General features: G+C 74.5%; 15 protein-coding genes and 1 riboswitch. Of the genes, 9 read left to right on the top strand and 6 right to left on the bottom strand.

Annotation, left to right across the window (positions count from 1 at the left end; genetic code table 11):
* Nucleotides 1–4: 4 nt before the first annotated feature.
* From CRP39_RS03905 to CRP39_RS03890, 4 genes are all read right to left on the bottom strand, one after another.
* Nucleotides 5–1135: a glycosyltransferase family 4 protein gene (locus tag CRP39_RS03905; protein ID WP_097204501.1), complete on the bottom strand. Its 1131-nt coding sequence runs from the start codon at nt 1133–1135 to the stop codon at nt 5–7.
* Nucleotides 1132–2400: a M48 family metallopeptidase gene (locus CRP39_RS03900; RefSeq protein ID WP_097204499.1), complete on the bottom strand. Its 1269-nt coding sequence runs from the start codon at nt 2398–2400 to the stop codon at nt 1132–1134. Before CRP39_RS03900 ends, CRP39_RS03905 begins: the two co-directional genes overlap by 4 nt.
* A 112-nt stretch (nt 2401–2512) precedes the next feature.
* Nucleotides 2513–3595 carry a C40 family peptidase gene (locus CRP39_RS03895; protein ID WP_097204497.1) on the bottom strand — a complete coding sequence of 361 codons (1083 nt, stop codon included), beginning with the start codon at nt 3593–3595 and terminating at the stop codon, nt 2513–2515.
* A 17-nt stretch (nt 3596–3612) separates the two neighbouring features.
* Nucleotides 3613–3788: riboswitch (cyclic di-AMP (ydaO/yuaA leader) on the bottom strand.
* 188 nt (nt 3789–3976) lie between these two features.
* Nucleotides 3977–4288 carry a hypothetical protein gene (locus CRP39_RS03890; protein ID WP_097204495.1) on the bottom strand — a complete coding sequence of 104 codons (312 nt, stop codon included), beginning with the start codon at nt 4286–4288 and terminating at the stop codon, nt 3977–3979.
* 308 nt (nt 4289–4596) lie between these two features.
* Here CRP39_RS03890 and CRP39_RS03885 point away from each other — a divergent pair, with 308 nt between their 5' ends.
* The 5 genes from CRP39_RS03885 to CRP39_RS03865 all read left to right on the top strand — a co-directional run bounded on the left by CRP39_RS03885 (nt 4597) and on the right by CRP39_RS03865 (nt 12471).
* Nucleotides 4597–6165: a serine/threonine-protein kinase gene (locus tag CRP39_RS03885; RefSeq protein ID WP_183358914.1), complete on the top strand. Its 1569-nt coding sequence runs from the start codon at nt 4597–4599 to the stop codon at nt 6163–6165.
* A 27-nt stretch (nt 6166–6192) separates the two neighbouring features.
* Complete coding sequence (locus CRP39_RS03880; protein ID WP_097204494.1) at nt 6193–7872, top strand: N-acetylmuramoyl-L-alanine amidase; 1680 nt, start codon at nt 6193–6195, stop codon at nt 7870–7872.
* A gap of 1 nt (nt 7873) precedes the next feature.
* Nucleotides 7874–10234, top strand: a complete 2361-nt coding sequence (locus tag CRP39_RS03875) for an FHA domain-containing protein (RefSeq protein WP_183358915.1) — start codon at nt 7874–7876, stop codon at nt 10232–10234.
* 78 nt (nt 10235–10312) lie between these two features.
* Nucleotides 10313–12187 (top strand): DEDD exonuclease domain-containing protein, encoded by a 1875-nt coding sequence (locus CRP39_RS03870; protein WP_097204492.1) that lies wholly within the window; start codon nt 10313–10315, stop codon nt 12185–12187.
* Nucleotides 12184–12471 carry an Lrp/AsnC family transcriptional regulator gene (locus CRP39_RS03865; RefSeq protein WP_097204490.1) on the top strand — a complete coding sequence of 96 codons (288 nt, stop codon included), beginning with the start codon at nt 12184–12186 and terminating at the stop codon, nt 12469–12471. Before CRP39_RS03870 ends, CRP39_RS03865 begins: the two co-directional genes overlap by 4 nt.
* Before the next feature lie 76 nt (nt 12472–12547).
* Here CRP39_RS03865 and trpD read toward each other — a convergent pair whose 3' ends face one another.
* Together trpD and CRP39_RS03855 are read right to left on the bottom strand one after the other, a co-directional pair.
* Nucleotides 12548–13594, bottom strand: coding sequence for an anthranilate phosphoribosyltransferase (gene trpD / locus CRP39_RS03860; protein ID WP_097204488.1), 1047 nt, complete (start codon nt 13592–13594; stop codon nt 12548–12550).
* A complete protein-coding gene (locus CRP39_RS03855) occupies nt 13591–14007 on the bottom strand; it encodes a hypothetical protein (RefSeq protein ID WP_097204486.1) in 417 nt (138 codons plus the stop codon). The genes trpD and CRP39_RS03855 overlap by 4 nt, the downstream gene beginning before the upstream one ends.
* Nucleotides 14008–14137: 130 nt before the next feature.
* Between CRP39_RS03855 and ctaE the strand changes: the two genes are divergently transcribed.
* From ctaE to qcrB, 4 genes are all read left to right on the top strand, one after another.
* On the top strand, nt 14138–14752 hold the full coding sequence (ctaE, locus tag CRP39_RS03850; RefSeq protein ID WP_097204484.1) for an aa3-type cytochrome oxidase subunit III: 615 nt from the start codon (nt 14138–14140) through the stop codon (nt 14750–14752).
* 7 nt (nt 14753–14759) lie between these two features.
* Nucleotides 14760–15647: a cytochrome bc1 complex diheme cytochrome c subunit gene (gene qcrC / locus CRP39_RS27960; RefSeq protein ID WP_216359596.1), complete on the top strand. Its 888-nt coding sequence runs from the start codon at nt 14760–14762 to the stop codon at nt 15645–15647.
* 73 nt (nt 15648–15720) lie between these two features.
* Nucleotides 15721–16833, top strand: a complete 1113-nt coding sequence (qcrA, locus tag CRP39_RS03840; protein WP_097204482.1) for a cytochrome bc1 complex Rieske iron-sulfur subunit — start codon at nt 15721–15723, stop codon at nt 16831–16833.
* Nucleotides 16833–18500 (top strand): cytochrome bc1 complex cytochrome b subunit, encoded by a 1668-nt coding sequence (qcrB, locus tag CRP39_RS03835; protein WP_097204481.1) that lies wholly within the window; start codon nt 16833–16835, stop codon nt 18498–18500. Before qcrA ends, qcrB begins: the two co-directional genes overlap by 1 nt.
* Nucleotides 18501–18792 lie beyond the last annotated feature (292 nt).

Below are 18792 nucleotides of genomic sequence, written 5' to 3'. Positions count from 1 at the left end.
GGGCTCAGCGCTGTGCGGGGTCCAGCAGGGTGGCGAAGGTGGCCGCGATCGACGACCACGACCACCGCTGCTCGACCCACGCGCGACCGGCCGCACCCATGGCCCGCGCCCGGTCCGGGTCGTCGAGCAGGTGGTTGACCGTCGCCGCGACGCCGTCCGGCGACCGGGGATCGGCGACGACGTGCCCGGTCACGCCCTCCCGCACCGTCTCGGGTGCGCCACCGGAGGTGCCGGCGACCACCGGCCGGCCGCTGGCGGCCGCCTCGAGGTAGACCATGCCCAGCCCCTCGACGTCCAGCCCGCCGCGGCGGGTGCGGCAGGGCATCGCGAAGACGTCCCCGGCGGCGTAGTGCTCGGGCAGTTCCTCCGGGCGCACGGCTCCGGTGAGGACGACGGAGTCCTCGAGCCCCGCGGCCGCCACGGCGCGGCGCAGGCCGCCCTCCAGCGGGCCGCCGCCGACCAGCAGCAGGCGGGCACCGGGGTGGCGGGCCAGGACCCGCGGCCACCCGGCGACGAGGACGTCCTGCCCCTTGCGCCGCACCAGCCGGGAGACGCACACCACCACCGGCGCGTCCCCGAGCCCGTACCGCCGGCGCACCGCCGTCCCGTCGGCGTCCGGCGTGAACAGCTCGACGTCCACCCCCGGCGACAGCTGCGCCAGGCGCGTCGCCCCGCCCAGTGCGGGCGCCAGCCGTTGGCGGGTGTACTCGCTGATGTGGGTCAGGACGTCGAGGCCTCCGGCGATGCGCCGCATGAGCTGCCGCGCCCCCGGCAGCGCGACCCACCCGGTCTCGTGGCCGTGGGTCGCCCCGACCAGGTGACCGACCCCGGCCGCCCGCAACGCCGGCGCGAGCAGGCCGAGGGGTGCGGCCGCTCCGAAGAAGGCGGTGTCGCAGCCGTGACGCCGGGCGAGGTCGGTCGCGGCCCGCGCCGTGGCGGGTGTGGGCAGCAGCATGCCGGTCGGCCGGCGCACCACCGGGTACGGCAGCGCGGCGTCGTACTCCTCCCAGCCCGGCGAGCGGGAGGCGAGGACGACGAGGGAGTCCGGTGGGCGGCGGGCCAGGAGCGCCGCGACGAAGGTCTGGATGCCGCCCTGGCGCGGCGGGAAGTCGTTGGTGACGACGAGCGTCCTCACCCGGCCTCCTGCAGCCGCTGCCAGTCCTCCGCGAACGCCACCCGCTGCGGCCCGGTCGGGTGCGAGCCGAAGAACCAGTGCCAGGCCGCCGGCGGGTCCGGGTCGGAGAGGTTCGCGGTGGCCAGCCGGTTCTGCATGGCCACGAACGCCTCGGCGTCCCCGGTGAGGTCGAGGGCGTGCAGGTCGGCGCGCCCCTCCACGTGCCGGGAGACCAGGTTCTGCACGGGCATGGCCACCACCGTGCCCACGGCGGCCAGGAACAGCACGAGCGGCACGACCCGGGGATCGCCGGCGGAGTCGGCGCCGGCCCGCCGCAGCAGCGGCGTCCACGACAGCAGCCACCCCAGCAGGGCCACCGCCGCCGCGGCTCCCAGCGCCCCCTCCAGCGTCCCGGTGAGGACGTCGTCGCTGGCGACGTGGCCGAGCTCGTGGGCAGCGATCGACTCGATCTCGGCGTCGGGCAACTGGGCCAGCGTCGTGTCGTACAGCACGATGCGCCGGGTCGACCCGAAGCCCGAGACGTAGGCGTTGAGCGCCGTCGTCCGCCGCGAGGCGTCGGCCACGAGGACGTCCTCGACGGGCGTGCCGTTCTCCTCGGCCAGCTCCAGCAGGTCGGTGCGCAGCTGCCCCGCCGGGAGCGGGTCGAAGCGGTTGAACGCCGGCTCGATGACCACCGGGTACAGGAAGGAGCCGGCGACCACCATCGCGGCCGCGGCCCCCGCGGCCCAGCCCCACCACGTCCGCGGCGCCCGCCGGGCCAGCCACACCACGGCGAGCAGGGCCAGGGCGGTGAGCACGGCGTCGATGGCGGTGGAGACCGCGACGTCCCGCAGCCACAGCGGCCAGCTGCGCGTCGACAGTCCGAACCGGTGGCGGACCACCTCCCCGTAGGCCGACAGCGGCAGTGTGATCAGCCGGCCGGCCAACACCAGCGCCACCGTGCCGAGCAGCACCTGCCACACCCACCCGCCGCCGAGCGGCCGGGCCGCGGACCGGACCAGCCACCGCCCGAGCGGGGTCAGGGCCAGCACCGCGGCGGCCACCAGGCCGAGCACGAGCGAGGCGAGCGACGCCGGGCGGATCGCGGCGGCGAAGGACTCCGCCCGCTCGGCCACGCCGGGGGGCAGTCCGGCGCCCGGGCGGATCGGGGTGGCCCCACCCGGCGGATCGGGCAGCAGGTTCCACGGCGTGCCGACGGCGACGACGACCACGAAGGCCGCGCCCAGCACACCCGCGGCCAGCAGCGCGGCCCGGCGGGCGCTCACCCGGCCGATCCTAGGAGGCAGCTGGTCCTCTCTCACGCGGCACCTCCCGGCCTGACTCCGCGCCCGGTCCGCTCCTCGCTCGTTCCTCGCTGCGATGCTCCCGCGGCTGTCGTCAGGCGATGCGGCGCATGGCGGTGATCCCGCCCATCGAGTCGACGCTGACGACCTTCACCGGCTGGCCGGACGTCGAGGCGTGCACCATCTGGCCATTGCCGATGTACATCGACACGTGGCTGACCGGGCTGTAGTAGAAGATCAGGTCGCCCGGCTGCAGGTCGGCGCGGGACACCGCGGTGCCCATCGTGGACTGGATGCGGCTGGAGTGCGGGAGGCTGATACCGGCCGCGGCGTAGGCGTACTGGGTGAGCCCCGAGCAGTCGAAGGAGTTCGGCCCGCCGGCGCCCCACACGTAGGGGTCACCGACCTGGGCGAGCGCCGTGTTGACGGCGGCCTGCGCGGCACCGCTGGAGGCGGCGGCCGGCGCCGGCGTGGCCACGGGCTGCCCGACGTGCGAGGTGACCACCTCCTGCTGCTGCTGCGCCGAGAGCGCGTCGTACTGCGCCTGGTAGTCGGCGATGTCGGACTCCAGCTGGCCCTGCCGGGCGGTGACGTCGTCGAGAGTGGCCTGCGCCTGAGCTGCCGCGGCGTCGGCGTCCTGCCGGGCCCGGTCGGCACCGGCCGCGGTCTCGGCGACCTCGGCGAGGACGTCGGTGGTGTGGCCGGCGATCACCTCGAGCGTGGCCAGCTGGGAGACGAGGTCCTCGGCCGACCCGCTGCTCATGAGCAGGTCCAGCTGCGTCATCCCGTCACCTGTGTAGGCGGTGCGGGCCACCTGCCGGATCTGGCCGTCGAGGGCGTCGAGCCGCTGCTGGGCGTCCGCGGCGGCCTGGCGGGCGCTGTCCGCGGCGGCCTGCTGCTGCGCGAGCACCTCGCGGGCCTCGTTCACCTGCTCGGTCACGGCCTCGAGCTCGCGGCCGGCCTCGGTGACCAGCTGGGCGGCCTGCGCGGCGCTGCCGGCCTGCTGCGGGTCCGCGGCGGCAGTCCCCGGCAGGAGCGTCAGGGCAAGGGAGGCGGTGGCGCCCAGGACCAGTCTGCGACCGAGTCGGCGGGCCAGGCGGGGGCGGCGGAACAGGACCGGGAGGTCGGGGTGGGACTGATCGGTTGCATGCCCCAGGGCAGGGCGAGGCGTCGCCACGGTCGGCGGCTCTCCGTTTCTTCCTCAGCAACCGCCTACCGAGTTAGCTGACGGGTTCGGGCTGGGAAGAAGTGCCCTATCTCTGCGCACCGACGGACCGGCGCACGCGAGAACTCACCCCAGTACTGCGGTGGGTCCCCGGTTCGCCCTCGGTGCCACACGGGCGCGTCGGGCGATTCGGCGGTGTCCGCCCGGGGTCACCTCTCTCCGGTGACGACCGCCCGATCGGACCGGCTCACCGTACGGGCGTGATGAAGTTGTGACAAATGGGTCCTGTGTGGACTGTGGGAACAGCCACACGATCGGCGTTCGCCACGCCGTCGGCCACGCAGGGTCACCACGATGGTCGACCATCCGTGCCCACGGCCGCCGAGGCCGGCCTCACCCGGTGCGCCGCCGATGCCGCGCCGGCCCACCCGGAGCCGGCTGGTGGCGCAGCGGCGGCACCAGCCCACCCTCCGCCAGCGCCCGCACCGCCCGCCGCTCGACGTCGTCGAACTCCACGACCACTCCGGGCCGGGGCACCACGACGTCCTCGGCGGCCGCCGCTCCCGCGAGGTCCCGCCGGCCGGTCATCGGCACCACGGTCGGGTCGGCGCTCTCCCAACCGGGCGGAGCGCCCAGCAGGACGGTGACGACGCAGTCGGTGCACCCCGTGCCCCGGGCGGTGCACGTGTCGCAGTCGATGAACATGGTCCACTCCTCTGCCGGGCCGACGCCTCGTCGCAGGGGCCCTCCATGGCCCCGGTCGGTCCGCGCAGGACGCTAGGGACGGCCACCGACAGTTCCGGCTGGGCGCCGGGCGTCCGGGACCACCCACGGTCGCCGGCCCACCACCCGATGGGAATACGCCGCTCCACCGGACGAGCCACAGGAGGGTGGGCAGGGGCCCCTCCGGTGCCTAGGGTCGGCGTCGGTGCGCGGACACCAGTCGCGAGGGGGACACCGATGGCACGACCTCGGCCGGGGACGGCCATCCGGTGCACGACTGGGGACCCGCGGTGACGGCGTTCGGTCCGTACGAGCTGCAGGGGCTCCTCGGCCGGGGCGGGATGGGCGAGGTCCACCGGGCCTACGACCGGGAACAGGCCCGGGTGGTGGCGCTCAAGTTGCTCCCCGCCGCGATGGCGACAGACGAGGGGTTCGTCGAGCGGTTCAAGCGGGAGTCCTACGCCGCCGCCCAGCTCAACGACCCGCACGTCCTCCCGATCCACCGCTACGGCGAGATCGAGGGCCGGCTCTACATCGACATGCGCCTGGTCGAGGGCCTGGACCTCGCTGAGTTGATCGCACGGGAGGGCCCGCTCCCGCCGGTGCGCGCGGTCTCGATCGTCGCGCAGGCCGCGCAGGCCCTCGACGCCGCACACGCCCGCCGGCTGGTGCACCGCGACGTCAAACCGTCCAACCTCCTGCTCACCTCGCAGGACTTCGTCTACCTCGTCGACTTCGGGATCGCACAGGTCGGCGGCTCGGACGCCCGACCGCTGACCGCCGACGGGGCCGCCGTCGGGACGTTCGACTACATGGCGCCGGAGCGTCTGCACGGTGGCGCCGAGGTCGACGGGCGGGCCGACGTCTACTCCCTGGCCTGCGTGCTCCACGAGGCCCTCACCGGCCGGCGGCCGTTCCCGGTCGAGGGCGTGCCGGCGCTGGTCCACGCCCACCTGTCCACCCCGCCGCCGCGGGTCACGGCGCTGCGACCGGACCTGCCCGCCGGCCTGGACGCTGTCGTCGCGCGGGGCATGGCCAAGTCCCCCGCCGACCGATACGCGACCTGCGGGGAGCTCGCCGCGGACGCCGTCCGGGCACTGCAGGGCGCGCCGCCGCGGGTGCCCGTGGCCGTCGTCCCCTCCGCCGCACCCACGGTGGTCCCCGGCGCGGCCGCGGCGGTCCAGGCACCGCCCACCTACGTCCCCCCGGCACCGCCGGGCACCTGGCCGCCGGCCGCGACGCAGCCACCGGAGCGGCGTGGCCGGGGTACCGCAGGGTGGCTTGTCGCCGCGGCGGCCCTCGTGGTGGCCGCCGTCCTCGCCGGGGTCCTCCTGGGCCAACGAGGGGCCGGTGGGAACGGCGCCGGCGCCGGCACGGTCGCCACCGACAGCGATGCGCCGCCCGGAGCGATCTCGTCGCCGGACCCGCCGTCGGAGGACACGGCCGAGGACGCCGGGCAGCAGTCGACGCCCGCATCCCGCACCGCGTCCGACGCGCCGTCGAGCCCCGCTCCCCGCACCGGACCGGCCCGCGGCGACCTCGGGCTGCCCGTGCCGATCTCCGACCCGGCCTGCGACAGCAGCTGGGTGGTCTTCCTGGGCTCAGCGGTGACGCCGGGCCGCTACGAGGAGGAGATCTCGGGCTTCCTCGCCGCGCACCCCGGCGCCTCCTACCTGCTCACCGCGGGGAGCTGCTCCTCGCTGCGCCACGACCTCGACGGCGCGCTCATCTACGCCGCCTACACGGGCCCCTTCCCGAGCCAGGCGGCCGCCTGCGCCGAGCGTGCCCGCGTGGGCGGGGAGAGCTACGTCAAGCGGCTGGACGACACCACACCGCCCGGGCAGCTGTGGACCTGCTGACCTCCCCCACCCCTGACCGGACCGCCGATGTGTGACGCCGGGCCGGACGCCACTGCGTCCGCGCTGACCCGGCGGGCCTTCCTGCGCGGGGCCGCGGCCGTCGCGCTCGCCGTCCCGCTCGCACCGCTGGTCGCCGGGCGGGCGGCGGCCGCGCCCCTGGGCCTGCCCGGGGTGACGGTGCGTCCCCGGGAGGACTGGGCACAGGGCCTGGCCCCGACCGGCCCGCTGGCGAGCGAGCAGCCCGGCGACGTCCGATTCCTCCTCGTCCACCACACCGCGTCCGGCAACGGCTACGGACCCGAGGCGGTCGCCGGCCAGATCCGCAGCTTCTACGGTCTCCACACCGGGCCCACGAAGAACTGGCCCGATGTGGCCTACAACTTCTTCGTCGACCGCCACGGAGGGATCTGGGAGGGCCGCGCCGGCAGCCTCGCCGGACCGGTGCAGCCCGACGCGACCGGCGGCAGCCAGGGCTTCGCGCAGCTGTGCTGCTTCATCGGGGACCACACCACGGAGCCCCCCACCGCGGAGGCACGGGGCGCGATGGTCGCCCTGCTGGCCGCGCTCGCCGACGTGTACGGCATCGACACCACGCCCGGCGCGACGACGTCCTTCGTCTCCCGGGGGTCCAACCGGTGGCCGGTCGGCACCCCGGTCACCGCCGCGACGATCTCCGGGCACCGCGACATGTCCCTCACCGCGTGCCCCGGGGACGCCGCCTATCCGCTCGTCCGTGACGTGTTCCCGACGGAGGTCAGCGCGCTGCGGGCCGCCCGCTCGGCTCCGCCGCCCGCACCGGCCCCGCCACCGGCGGAGCTCCCCGCCCCGTCGGACGCTCCCCCGTCGACCCCGGTCACGGACGCCCCCACCGGGACCGCCGCGGCCGCCGCGGTCGCCGACGGCGCCGGCGACTGGGTCGCGCCGGTCCTCGTCTCGGGTGCGGCCGTGGCCGCCACGGGAGCGGCGCTCGCGGCACGGCACCGGCGCCGGTCCCGATCCGGCGGCGGTCCCGGGAAGGCCACGGGCGAACCGGTCTGGCAGGTCCACGAGGCGGGCGGGGACGGCACCGGCGCCCTATCGGCCGCCACCGTGCACGAGCGGCTCGACGGGCTCGTGGTGGGGATGCTGGTCACCGCGGACCACCCCTCGACGGCGGTGCCGGCCGCGCACGACGCCGCCCGGCGCGCCACCCGCGAGGGTGACGGGCAGGCCGAGCGCTGGCGGCAGGACCCCGCCCGTGCCGCCGCCCTCCTCGTGTCGCGGTCGCTCAACGCCGGGTACGCCGCCGTCCGCGGCCGGCGCATCCGCCTCGACGGCGCAGCCGTCCTCGTCGCCGGCGGCACGGTCACCGTCGCGGCGACCGACGAGGCGATGGCCGCGCTGCTCACCGTGGACGGCGAGATCGTCCGGCCGACGCTCGACCGCCCCTCGGGTCCCGGCGCTCTGGTCTTCCTGTACCGCGCCGCACGTCCCGGGACCGCCACCGCCGCGGCGGTGCTCGTACCGGTCGCCCCGGGAGCCGACCGCGGCGGCGCCCCGGCGCAGCGGCTGTCCGACCTGTGCCGTCGGCTGACCGCCCCCGCGGACGTGGACCGGGCACTGGCCGGGTTCCGCTACGACTTCTACGGGGCCACCGGGACCGAGGCCGCCGCCCTCGCCGTCGTGCGCCCCGACGCGCTGCCCGCGACCGTCCCGGGGAGGCGGTGACGTGACCGGGAGTGGACCCCCGGCCCCCGGGCCGGTCACCGGCCCCACCGACACGCTGGAGCTGCACGCCGGCGGCCACCGGCTGCTGCTGGGACCAGGACGGCGCGTCGTGGTCGGCCGAGGGGACGGCGTCGACCTCGACCTGCCGCATCCCGGCGTGTCGCGCCTGCACCTCGTCGTGGAGCCGGACCCGGCCGGCTGGACGGTCGTCGACCACAGCCGCAACGGGACCTTCCTCGGCCAGCACCGCATCACCCGGCTGACCGTCACGGGACCGGTCCGCCTGCACCTGGGCAGCGTCTCCGACGGCGCGCCCCTCGACCTGGTCCCCGGCGCGGCGGCGCCCCCACCGGCCGTCGATCAGCAGCGCACCGGGCAGGGTCAGGTGACCGCCGTCCACGACGTCCGCACCGCGCGCATCACGGTCGGCCGGCTGCCCGACAACGACGTCGTGCTCGACGACCTGTTGGTCTCCCGGCAGCACGCCGTCCTCGACCGCGGCCCCACCGGCTGGACCCTCACCGACCTGGGCACCGGCAACGGGACCTTCGTCAACGGGCGGCGGGTGACCCGGGCGCCCATCACCCCCGGTGACGTCATCGGGATCGGCCACGGCCTGCTGCAGTTCGACGGCGACCGGCTGGTCGCCTCGGTCGACCGCGGGGGCAACGTCTTCGCCGCCGAGGACCTCACCGTCACCACCCCCCAGGGGAAGGTCCTGCTCCAGTCGGTCGGCTTCACGCTGTCCGGCAACAGCCTGCTCGCCGTCATCGGCCCCAGCGGCGCGGGCAAGTCCACCCTGCTGCACGCCCTGACCGGTGCGCGCCCGGCCGACAGCGGACACGTCCGGTACGCCGACCGCGACCTCTACGAGGACTACGACGAGCTGCGCCAGCGCATCGGCCTGGTCCCCCAGGACGACGTCCTGCACACGCAGCTCACAGTGCGCCAGGCCCTCACCTACGCCGCGCGGCTGCGCTTCCCCGCCGACACCACGGCGGCCGACCGCCGGGGCCGGATCGCCGAGGTGCTCGAGGAGCTGGGCCTCACCGCGCACGCCGACCAGCGCATCACGAGCCTGTCCGGCGGACAGCGCAAGCGGACCAGCGTCGCCCTCGAGCTGCTGACCCAGCCGTCCCTGCTCTTCCTGGACGAGCCCACCTCCGGTCTGGACCCGGGGATGGACCGCTCGGTCATGCGGACCCTGCGGGCGCTGGCCGATGACGGCCGCACCGTGGTGGTGGTGACACACAACGTGGCCAACCTGGAGCTCTGCGACCAGTTGCTCGTCCTCGCGCCCGGCGGCCACGTCGCGTACGCGGGCCCTCCGGCCAACGCCCTGCGCTACTTCGGCCGCAGCGACTTCGCCGACGTCTTCCTGTTGTTGGAGACGCTGCCCGGGGAGGAGTGGGCCCGCCGCTTCCGTGGTTCGCCGGACCACCGGCGGGCCGCGGCGTCCTCGCCCGGGCACCGCACCCCCGGTGTGGAGCCGGCGGCGCGACCGGCACCGGCCACCGGCCCCCGCCAGCAGAACCCGCTCACCCAGTTCGCCGTGCTGGTGCGCCGCTACCTGGCGGTCATCGCCTCCGACCGGCAGTACGCGGTCTCCCTCGCCATCCTGCCCCTGGTGCTCAGCGCGCTCGCCCACGCCGTCCCCGGGTCCTCCGGGCTGTCCGTGCGCGCGGCGGCGCGCTCGGGTGAGGCGCAACCGGCCCAGCTGCTCCTCGTGCTGGTCATCGGCGCGGTGCTCATGGGCGCGGCGGCGTCGGTCCGCGAGCTGGTCAAGGAGCGGCCGGTCTACCTCCGGGAGCGGGCCATCGGCCTGTCGATCGGCGCCTACCTGGCGTCGAAGGTCGTGGTGCTGGCCCTGGTCACCGGGCTGCAGGCCGTGCTGTTCACCGTCGTCGCCCTGCTCGGCCGGCCCGGGCCGGACGACCCGCTCCTGCTCGGCTCCGGTCGCGCGGAGGTGCTCCTGGCCGTCCTCGCCGTGACGTGGACGGCGATGCTGACCGGCCTGGCCATCTCGGCCGCAATCGACAACGCCGACCGCGGCATGCCGCTGCTGGTCGTGCTGATCATGGTGCAGCTCATCCTCTGCGGCGGGTTGTTCCCCGTGGACGGCCGCGTCGTGCTCGAACAGCTCTCCTGGCTGGTCCCCTCCCGGTGGGGCTACGCGATGACGGCCGCGACGGCCGACCTGAACGCCCTCGACCCCGGTGCGGGCGACCCCGCCTGGGAGCACAGCACGGCGATCTGGGCCTCCGACGCCTCGCTGTTGCTGGCGACCGGCGTCGCGCTCGTCGTCGCCACCGCCCTGCTGCTCGCGCGCCTGGACCCCCGCAGGCGCGGGCCCCGGCCCTGATCCGCCCCCCGGGGAACGCCCGCGCTCCACCGGCGCGCGTCCCCGGGACTGTCACTGCCCCGACCTACCGTCCGCCCCGTGCCCCCCTCCCCTGCCCGGCTGGCCGGGATCGCCGCCGGGACAGCAGCTCGAGCCGCCGCAGGGCTCCCCCGCTACGAGCAGGCCACCATCGAGGAGCTGGGCACCCCGCTGGCCGACGTCACGTTCGTCGTCGTCGACCTGGAGACGACCGGCGGCTCGCCCAAGGACAGCGCCATCACCGAGATCGGCGCGGTCAAGGTCCGGGGCGGCACCGTCCTCGGCGAGTTCCAGACGCTGATCGACCCGGGCTGCGAGATCCCGCCCTACATCAGCGTCCTGACCGGCATCACCTCCACGATGGTGGCCGCCGCCCCGCGCATCGGCGCGGTGCTGCCCGGCTTCCTGGAGTTCGCCCGGGGCGCGGTCCTGGTGGCGCACAACGCACCGTTCGACCTCGGTTTCCTCAAGGCCGCCTGCGCCGAGAACGGGATCCCCTGGCCCGCCACGGCCTCCGTCGACACCGCCGTCCTCGCCCGCCGCCTGCTCACCCGCGACGAGGTGCCCAACTGCAAGCTGGCCACCCTGGCGCCGTACTTCCGCACCACCACCGAACCCTGCCACCGCGCGCTGGCCGACGCCCGCGCCACGGTCGACGTGCTGCACGGGCTGTTCGAGCGTCTGGGCCCCCTCGGCATCACCAGCCTGGAGGAGCTCACCAGCCTCACCCGGCAGGTGGACCCGGAACGGTTGCGCAAGCGGCACCTGGCCGACGCCGTCCCGTCCGGCCCCGGTGTCTACCTGTTCCGCGGCCCCCGGGACGAGCCGCTCTACGTCGGGACGTCGAACGACCTGCGCACCCGGGTCCGCAGCTACTTCACCGCCGGCGAGCAGCGCAGCCGGATCACCGAGATGGTGGCCCTCGCGCAGCGCGTCGAGGCGATCCCCTGCGCGCACGACCTCGAGGCGGCCGTCCGGGAGCTGCGGCTGATCGCCGAGCAGAAACCGCGCTACAACCGGCGCTCGCGGTTCCCCGAACGGGCACTGTGGGTGCGGCTGACCGAGGAGCCGTTCCCGCGGCTGTCGGTCGTCCGCCGGGTGCGTCCCGGTGCGGGGGTGTTCCTCGGCCCGTTCCCCGACCGGCGGGCCGCCGACGCCGCCGTCGCGGCCATCCACGAGTCGCTGCCGCTGCGGCAGTGCACCGGCCGGCTGTCCCTGCGGGTGCTCGGCACCGCCTGTGCCCTGGCCGGGATGGGCCGGTGCGGCGCCCCCTGCACCGGCGCCCAGTCGGCCGAGGAGTACGCCGGGATCGCGGCAGTCCTCCGGTCCGCCGTGGCGGCCGACCCGGGAGCGCTGCTCGCGCCGCTGCTGGCGCGGGTCGACCGGCTGGGCGCCCAGGAACGCTACGAGGACGCCGCGGTGCTCCGCGACCGGGTGGCTGTCCTCATCCGCGCCGTCCGTCGGCGACAGCGACTCCAGTCGCTGGCCGCGGTGCCCGAGCTGGTACTGGCCCGCCCGGACGGCGGGGGCGGCTGGCAGCTGTCCGTCGTCCGGCGAGGGCGGCTGGTGGCCGCCGGGTGCGCGCCCCGGGGCACGTCGGTGCGGGAGACGCTGACCGGCCTGCTCGCCACCGCGGAGACCCCCCTGGGTCCGGGCGACGAGCTGGCCGCCTCGGTCGACGAGACGGAACTGGTCCTGCGCTGGATGGAGAAGCCGGGGACCCGCCTCGTGCAGGTGTCCGGCACCCTCGCCTGCCCGGCGCCCGGCACCGGGCGCTACAGCACCTTCCTCGACCGCGTGGAGGCCGGCCACACCGGCCGCGACCCCTTCGCCGACACCCGCTCCCTGGGCACGCGCGCCCGGCCCGACCGGGTCTCCCCCGGGCCGCGAGCGGCCGCCGGTCCGGGCGCGGCCCGGCTAGCATCGCCGGCGTGATCACCGCCATCGTCATGATCGACGCGGCCACCGACGCGATCCCCGAGGTGGCCGAAGCCGTCGCCGACCTCGACGGGGTCAGCGAGGTCTACTCGGTCGCGGGCACGGTCGACCTCATCGCCGTGGTCCGCGTACGCGAGTTCGAGCAGATCGCCGACGTCGTGGCCGGGCGGATCAACAAGGTCCCCGGGGTGCTCGAGACCGACACCCACATCGCCTTCCGCGCCTACAGCCGGCACGACCTCGAGGCGGCGTTCGCCATCGGCTTCGACTCCGCCGACTGAAGAAGGACTCCTGCCCCGCCACTCGCACGCACGCGGCGGGACCCTGCAGAGGACCACCGCGGCGGCAACCCGCGGTTCAGGCGCGCAGCGACCGGCTGACCTCGACCCACCGTTCCAGCAGCGCCTGCGCCCGCCCGTCGTCGATCGCCGCGGCGGCCCGCTGCAGCCCGGCGGCGAGGGCGTCGTGCAGCCGCACGTCCCGCTCCTGGAAGGCGGCCAGCGCCCCGGCGGCGTTGAGCAGCACCGCGTCCCGCACCGGCCCGCGCTCACCCGCCACCACCCGCCGGAAGACGTCGGCGTTGAACGCGGCGTCCCCACCGCGCAGCGCCCCGGCCGGCGGCGCCTCGATGCCCAGCGCCTCGGGGTCGACCCGGTCGGGCTCGACCGCGCCGTTGCGGACCACCCACACCGAGGAGGTCGTGGCGGTGGTGAGCTCGTCGAGCCCGTCGTCGCCACGGAACACCAGCGCGCGCATCCCCCGCCCGGCCAGGACCTCCGCCAGTACCGGCGCCATGCGCCGGTCGGCGCAGCCGATCGCGGCCGCCACGGGACGGGCCGGGTTGGTCAGCGGGCCGAGGAAGTTGAAGACCGTGCCGATGCCCATCTCCCTCCGGGGCACGGCGGCGTGCCGCATGCCCGGGTGGAAGACCGGCGCGAAGAAGAAGCCGATGCCGGCCTCGGCGACGCAGCGGGCCACGGCGCCGGCCGGCAGGTCGATGACCACGCCCAGGGCTTCCAGCACGTCGGCGGCCCCGGAGGACGACGACGCCGCGCGGCTGCCGTGCTTGGCCACCGGCACCCCGGCCGCGGCGGTCACGACCGACGCCATGGACGAGATGTTCACCGTGTGGGCACCGTCACCGCCGGTCCCGACGATGTCCACGCATGCCAGCGGGAGCGAGACGGGGGTCGCCCGGTCGAGCATGGTCGCGGCCAGCCCGGTCACCTCGGCCGCGGACTCGCCCTTGGCTCGCAGTGCGACAGCGAAGGCCGCGATCTGCACGGGCGTGGCCTCTCCGGCCATCACCTCGCGCATGGCCCAGGCAGCATCCTCGGTGGAGAGGTCCTCCCGGGCCAGCAGACGGGTGAGGAGCCCCGGCCAGGTGGGCGCGCCGCCGCTCACCGGCGGGCGGCCGGCCGCCGCCCCACCCGGTCGCGCAGCAGGTCGGCGACGACGGTGGGAGCGGTCAGCGGGTCCACGGGGAACGGCAGGGTCGCGTCGGCCTGGGACCAGTGGGCCAGCCAGCGGTCGGGCTGCCGGGCGATGAGCACGCACAGCGCCGGACGGTCGGCCACCTCCACGGTGATCTGACGGCTGAGCGCCAGGCCACCGGCCGGCTGCGCCTCGCCGTCGAGGATGCAGAGGTCCACGCCCCCGCCGTCCACGGTGTCGATCACGTCCTGGTCGGTCGCGCACTCGATCCAGGTCACCGGGCCGACGTCGGCCGCCGGACGACGGCCCACCGCCGTGCGGACGGCAGCACGCACCTCGGGCCGGGAGCTGTAGACCAGGACGGTGGCCGGCGCATCGCTCACCCGGCGGAGCCTAGTGCCCGGACCGAGCCCACCGGGTCCGACCGCCACCAGGTATCGGACAGGTCACGGTGCCGCCACACCCGCACACCCGCGGTCGTGGGGGTGCGGGGACCGATGCCATGATGGCCCCGTGACAACGGCTCCCGTCGCGAGCGGCACCTTCGACACCTCCCGGGTGCACTCCCTGACCCGTCCCAACATGGTCAGCGTCGGCACGATCATCTGGCTCTCCAGCGAGCTGATGTTCTTCGCCGGACTGTTCGCCATGTACTTCACCGCGCGGGCTCGCGCCACCGAGGGGTGGCCGCCCGAGCCGACCGAGTTGAACCTGCCCTACGCGCTGTTCTTCACGATCATCCTGGTGGCCTCCTCGGTCACCTGCCAGCTCGGTGTCTTCGCGGCGGAGAACGGCAACGTCTACGGCCTGCGGCGCTGGTTCACCATCACGTTCGTCATGGGCCTGGTCTTCGTGCTGGCGCAGGTGAACGAGTACCGCGTCCTGGTCACCGAGCACGGCACGTCGATCTCCAGCTCGACGTACGGCTCGGTCTTCTACCTGACGACGGGGTTCCACGCGCTGCACGTGATCGGGGGGCTGGTCGCCTTCGTCTACCTGCTCATCCGGTCCACCATGGGCCGTTTCACGCCAGCCCAGGCGACCGCGGCGATCGTGGTCTCCTACTACTGGCACTTCGTCGACGTCGTGTGGGTCGGGCTCTTCGCCACGATCTACCTGATCCGCTAGGGAACCGGTGTCCACCACGAACCCGCAGTCCGACGCCCAGCCCGACGACGTGACGCCCCGCGGCCGCGCCCGCTGGTCCCGCCGTCCGGCTGAGGGCGCCCCCGCCGCCGCGGCCCGCGCGCGCCGCCGCTCCAAGCACCGCCGCAGGGTGGTCAACGTGGCCGGTCTGATGGCCGCCCTCGTGTTGACCGGCACCCTCTACTCGGCACTGTCGCCGGCCTACGCCACCGACGAGGGCACCACGACCGCGTCCTCGGCCGAGGCGGCCGGCCGCGAGCTGTACGAGCGCAGCTGCATCACCTGCCACGGCGAGAACCTCGAGGGCGTCCCCAACCGCGGGCCCTCGCTCATCGGCGTCGGCGAGGCGGCCGTCTACTTCCAGGTGCACACCGGCCGCATGCCGCTGGTCCGCCAGGAGGCGCAGGCCCCCGACAAGCCGGCCGTCTTCTCCGACGAGGAGATCGACCAGCTGATGGCCTACGTGCAGGCCAACGGTGGCGGCCCGACCCTCCCCTCCGGCGACCTCCGCGACGGTGACCTCGCCCTCGGCGGCGAGCTGTTCCGCCTGAACTGCGCGTCCTGCCACAACTTCGTCGGCGCGGGCGGTGCGCTCTCGTCGGGCAAGCGGGCCCCGAGCCTCGACGACGTCAGCGACATGGAGATCTACACCGCGATGCTCACCGGCCCGGAGAACATGCCGGTCTTCGGGGACAACCAGCTCACCCCCGACGAGAAGCGCGCGATCATCAACTACGTCCAGACGATCCACGAGCAGGCCGACCCCGGCGGCGCCGGCGTGGGCCGCATGGGCCCGGTCGCCGAGGGGCTGGTCATCTGGGTGGTCGGCGTGAGCGCCCTGCTGTTCGGGATCTTCTGGATGGGGAGCAAGGCATGACCACGGCCACCGGCCCCGCACCGGACACTTCGGCCCAGCGACCGCTGCCCGCGTGGGTCAGCGAGGAGGAAGCGTGAGTACGCGCGACAGCCGCCCCGGCTCCACCGGCGGCGCGGACGTCGCCGGGCCGTTGCACGGCGGTCCGGACGACGACTACACCCCTGAGCAGCTGGCGGCGATGCCCCGCGAGGAGCTCGACCGCCTGGGCGCCCGGTACGACGGTGTCGAGATCCTGCACGTGGACCCGGGCCCCGAGCCCGGCACCCCGGTGGAGCGTCGAGCGGTCCGTCAGGTCGGCCTCACCTTCGCCCTCGCCGGGCTGGCCGCTCTCGCCTTCGTCGTGGTCTACGTCGGCTCCGGCTGGTTCCTCCCCGACTGGCACTGGGAGATCACCGACAGCGGCTGGAGCGTCCTGTTCACGCCGCTCCTCGGCGCGCTCATGGGCCTGGCCTTCATCCTCGTCGGCGTCGGCCTGGTGCTCTACACCAAGAAGCTCCTGCCGCACGAGACCGCGGTCCAGGACAAGCACGACGGGTCGCACTTCGACCGCGTCACCACGGGGGCGACCCTCGTCGGCGGCCTGCACGACAGCGGTCTGGCCCGGCGGAAGCTGCTCACCCGCTCGCTCGCCTTCATGGGAGGTGGCCTCGGGCTCATGCTGCTCATGCCGCTGGGCGGCCTGATCAAGAACCCCAACAAGGGCGACCCCCTGGGCACCACCAGCTGGGCCGAGGGCGTGCGACTGGTGCGCGACGACGGCACCCCGATCCGGCCGGGCGACCAGGAGCCCGGCTCCCTGGAGACGGTGTTCCCGGCCGTCCCGGGCGGGAACCGCGAGTCCGACGCACCCACCATGCTCTTCCGGCTGCGGCCCGAGCAGGTCGACGTGCTCCGACCCCGCGAGGGCCACGAGGACTTCAACTACGGCGACTACGTCGCCTTCTCGAAGATCTGCACGCACGCCGGCTGCCCGGTGTCGCTGTACGAGCAGGAGACCAGCCGGATCCTCTGCCCGTGCCACCAGTCGATGTTCGACATCACGCAGGGGGCCAAGCCGATCTTCGGTCCGGCGACCAGGCCGCTCCCCCAGCTGCCGATCACAGTCGACGACGAGGGCTACCTCGTGGCCCGCAGTGACTACATTGAGGCCGTCGGCCCCACCTACTGGAACCGGGAGCGGATCTGATGGCTGCTCGCACCGCCACGGCCCCGGGAGCTCCGACCAGCCGCCTCGGCAAGGTCGCCGTCGAGTTCGACGATCGCCTGATCGTCGCCGGCCCCCTCCGCCGGACGCTGAACAAGGTCTTCCCCGACCACTGGTCCTTCCTGCTCGGTGAGATCGCCCTCTACGCGTTCATCATCCTGCTGCTGTCGGGCACCTATCTGACGTTCTTCTTCGACGCCTCGATGACCGAGGTCGTCTACGAGGGCTCCTACGCGCCGCTGCGGGGCGTGGAGATGTCGGCCGCCTACGACTCGGCGCTCCAGCTGTCGTTCGACGTCCGTGGTGGCCTGTTCATGCGGCAGATCCACCACTGGGCGGCGCTGCTGTTCGTCGCGGCGATCGTCGTCCACCTGTTCCGCATCTTCTTCACCGGCGCGTTCCGTCGGCCGCGCGAGACCAACTGGCTGATCGGCGTGGTCATGCTGGTGCTGGCCCTGCTCATGGGCGTCACCGGCTACACCCTCCCCGACGACCTGCTCTCCGGCACCGGGCTGCGCATCATCAGCGCGATCCTGCTCTCGGTCCCGGTCATCGGGACCTGGGCGCACTTCGCGGTCTTCAACGGTGACTTCGTCGGCACGGAGATCATCGGGCGGTTCTACATCGCCCACGTGCTGATCATCCCGGCCATCCTGCTCGCGCTCATCGCGGTGCACCTGCTGGTGCTGGTCAAGCAGAAGCACACCCAGTTCCCCGGTCCGGGGCGTACCGAGCACAACGTGGTCGGCAACCGGCTCTTCCCGGCCTTCGCGGGCAAGGCCACCGGCCTGCTCTTCATCGTGTTCGGCGTGTGCGCCGCCCTCGGCGGGCTCGTGCAGATCAACCCGGTGTGGCTGTGGGGGCCGTACAACCCCTCACAGGTGTCCGCGGCCTCGCAGCCGGACTGGTACATCATGTTCCTGGACGGGTCCACCCGGCTCTTCCCGGCATGGGACATCAACCTCCCCGGCGACTACACGATCCCGGCGCTGTTCTGGCCGACGGTCGTGGTGGCCGGGCTGATGTTCACGGCGCTGGCCGTGTACCCGATGGTCGAGCGCAAGCTCACCGGCGACACCGCCTCGCACCACCTCCTGCAGCGGCCGCGCGACGTGCCCGTGCGCACCTCGCTCGGCACCATGGCGATCGCCTTCTACGTGATCCTGATGCTCTCCGGCGGCAACGACGTCATCGCGGAGAAGTTCGACATCAGCCTCAACGCGATGACCTGGGTCGGACGCATCGGCGTGATCATCATCCCGCCGATCGTGTACGTGTTCACGTACCGCATCTGCCTGGGCCTGGAGCGGCACGACCGCGAGGTCCTCGAGCACGGCATCGAGACCGGTGTGCTCCGCCGGCTGCCCCACGGCGAGTTCATCGAGGTCCACCAGCCGCTGGGCCCGGTCGACGAGCACGGTCACGGCATCCTCGCCTACGGCGGCGCTCCGGTGCCCAAGCGGATGAATCAGGTGGGCGGTGCCCGTCGGGCGATCCGCGGCTTCTTCACGCCCATCGAGGAGCCGAGCCGCGTGGAGCTCGAGCAGCGCCATGAGGACCACGGGCAGGCTGCCGCGGAGTCCGCTCGGGAGCTGACCTCCTCCGGTCGTCCTGCCGACGGTGGCCGGCCGCAGGAGCCGCGCGACTGATCGAACGCAACAACGAGTGGGGCCCCGGCGGAATCCGCTGGGGCCCCACTCGTGTGTCGGCCCGGGGCCGGTGACTGCCCCGGGCCGACACCGGCACCTGCTGGCTGGTCCTCACCGCAGCCGACCCAGGTGATCAGCCGCGTGATCAACCGCGCATCGACCACCCGCGCGAACGCCCCGGCCGGCAGGCGTGCGGGACGCGTCGCCCGACACCGTGCCGTCGTCCCGGCGCCCTGCCGTCGCCCCGGCGCCCTGCCCTGCGGAGCCGCACTCGGTCTCCTACTCCCCGCCC

The organism is Geodermatophilus sabuli, from assembly GCF_900215145.1.
Taxonomy (GTDB): Bacteria; Actinomycetota; Actinomycetes; order Mycobacteriales; family Geodermatophilaceae; genus Geodermatophilus; species Geodermatophilus sabuli.
Note: the sequence above shows the minus strand (reverse complement) of the source record. Positions and strands in the feature narration are given on the sequence as shown.

Coding starts and splice junctions, on each gene's coding strand:
- CRP39_RS03890 (WP_097204495.1), bottom strand. CDS start 4,288: ATGTTCATCGACTGCGACACGTGCACCGCCCGGGGCACGGGGTGCACC.
- CRP39_RS03880 (WP_097204494.1), top strand. CDS start 6,193: ATGTGTGACGCCGGGCCGGACGCCACTGCGTCCGCGCTGACCCGGCGG.
- qcrB (WP_097204481.1), top strand. CDS start 16,833: ATGGCTGCTCGCACCGCCACGGCCCCGGGAGCTCCGACCAGCCGCCTC.